The organism is Streptomyces sp. NPDC025784 (assembly GCF_055558435.1).
This window is the reverse complement of record NZ_JBVHMN010000047.1, coordinates 1-1,658: the sequence shown is the minus strand read 5'-3', so window position 1 is coordinate 1,658 and position 1,658 is coordinate 1. Positions and strand designations below refer to the sequence as shown.

Annotated in this window: 2 protein-coding genes; one reads left to right on the top strand and one right to left on the bottom strand. The window is 68.9% G+C overall.

Annotation, left to right across the window (positions count from 1 at the left end):
• The first annotated feature begins 270 nt into the window (after nucleotides 1–270).
• Nucleotides 271–1,065: an IS5 family transposase gene (locus ACZ4IF_RS44540; protein WP_467575009.1), complete on the top strand. Its 795-nt coding sequence runs from the start codon at nucleotides 271–273 to the stop codon at nucleotides 1,063–1,065.
• Here ACZ4IF_RS44540 and ACZ4IF_RS44535 read toward each other — a convergent pair.
• Entirely contained in the window at nucleotides 1,013–1,582 is a 570-nt protein-coding gene (locus ACZ4IF_RS44535; protein WP_467575006.1) for a hypothetical protein, read from the bottom strand. The genes ACZ4IF_RS44540 and ACZ4IF_RS44535 overlap by 53 nt on opposite strands.
• Between the last annotated feature and the right edge of the window lie 76 nt (nucleotides 1,583–1,658).

Genomic DNA, 1,658 nt, shown 5'->3' with positions numbered 1-1,658 from the left:
AGAAGCCGTGTCTCAACCGATCACGGAACGTGCAAGTCGAACAGGTTTCTCGCCGGGGTGATCTTCTGGCGGTCGACGCATGAAGACAGGGCCCCTTGGTAGCTCGGAGGTGCGAACCGAACCGAGCAGTACCAGGAGGCCCTGTTGTCGCAGTTGTACGCGCTCATGCCCGCTGTTCTCAACTCGGGTTCCCGATCGTGTGATTGCCTCGCGCACGTGTACGGGAATGCGGCCGATCATCCCGATCGAGTGCGCCGGTATCCGTCGGACATGACGGACGCGGAGTGGGCGGCCATCCGGCCGTTGCTGCCGGTGCCGGCCTGGCTCCAGGGGCGGGGCGGGCAGCCCGAGGGCTACTGCCACCGCCAGCTGCTGGACGCGATCCGCTACCTGGTCGCGGGCGGCATCTCGTGGCGGGCGATGCCCGCGGACTTCCCCGATTGGGGCCGGGTCTATGCCTTCTTCCGCCGCTGGCGCAAGCACGGGCTGATCACCGAGTTCCACGACCGGTTGCGCGGAAAGGTCCGTGAACGCGAGGGCCGCGAGGCCGAGCCCACGGCCGCAATCATCGACGCGCAGTCGGTGCGGGCCGCCGCGACGGTGCCGGCCGCCTCACGCGGCTACGACGGCGGGAAGAAGGTGCCGGGCCGCAAACGGCATATCGTGACCGACTGCCTTGGCCTGCTCCTGGTCACCTGCGTCACCGCCGCGAACATCGGCGACCGGGACGCCGCCACGGGCCTGCTGGAGCAGTTGCGCCGCCTGCACCGTGACATCACTCTCGTCTGGGCCGACGGCGGCTACACCGGCGACCTGGTCGACTGGTGCCGGCACAAACTCGCCCTCACCCTGCAGATCGTCAAGCGCACCGATGACATGAAGGGATTCGTGGTCCTCCCCAGGCGCTGGGTGGCAGAGCGCACTTTCGCATGGCTGATGAACTCCCGCCGCCTGGCGAGGGATTACGAAACCCTGCCCGCTACCAGCGAGGCGATGATCCGGTGGTCGATGATCACACGGATGGGCCGACGTCTGGCACGGGCACAGGCCGCCGACCGGCGCTGAAAGTCCCCGACGACTCCTGCACCAGCCACCCGCGCTCCGCCAGGCGCCTGGCCTTCGAGCGCAGCCCCTCGACCTTCGCCGGTGTCGTCTCCAAGCCCAGCTCGACCGCGATCTCCCTGGCCTTCAGCGGCCCTCTGGCCGCCACCCGCCCCTCCTCCAGCACACCCAGAAGCCGCTGATAGTCCGGCGCCAGAACCGTCACCGGCAACCCGTCCCGCCACGGCGGCACCGTCGAGCCCGGCACGGGCGAGGACACGGTTTCCCGCTCCGCCCCGGCCTCGGTCGCGGCAGTGGACTCGGCCGCAGAGACCGCCAGGGCCTCCGCGAGCTCCTCCCGCGCGATCACCCGCCGGTCCAGCTCGATCTCCGCGGCCTCCAACACCTCAGCCAGCCGCGCGACTTCCTCCCGCAGACCCTCCACCCGCACCCGGGCAGCCGACTCCCGCTCCTCCAGCATTCCCAGCACCGACGCCACCGCGCACCCCTCGACCAAGAAGCGGACACAAGACGTCGACATGCCTCCCTCAACCCGAGCGAAACCATTCCTGACCAGCAGAAATCAAACGATCACGTTCGGTTGAGATACGGCTTCT

Bases quoted from the DNA above. Each gene is read 5' to 3' on its own strand.
- ACZ4IF_RS44540 (WP_467575009.1), top strand. From the start codon at position 271: ATGACGGACGCGGAGTGGGCGGCCATCCGGCCGTTGCTGCCGGTGCCG.
- ACZ4IF_RS44535 (WP_467575006.1), bottom strand. From the start codon at position 1,582: ATGTCGACGTCTTGTGTCCGCTTCTTGGTCGAGGGGTGCGCGGTGGCG.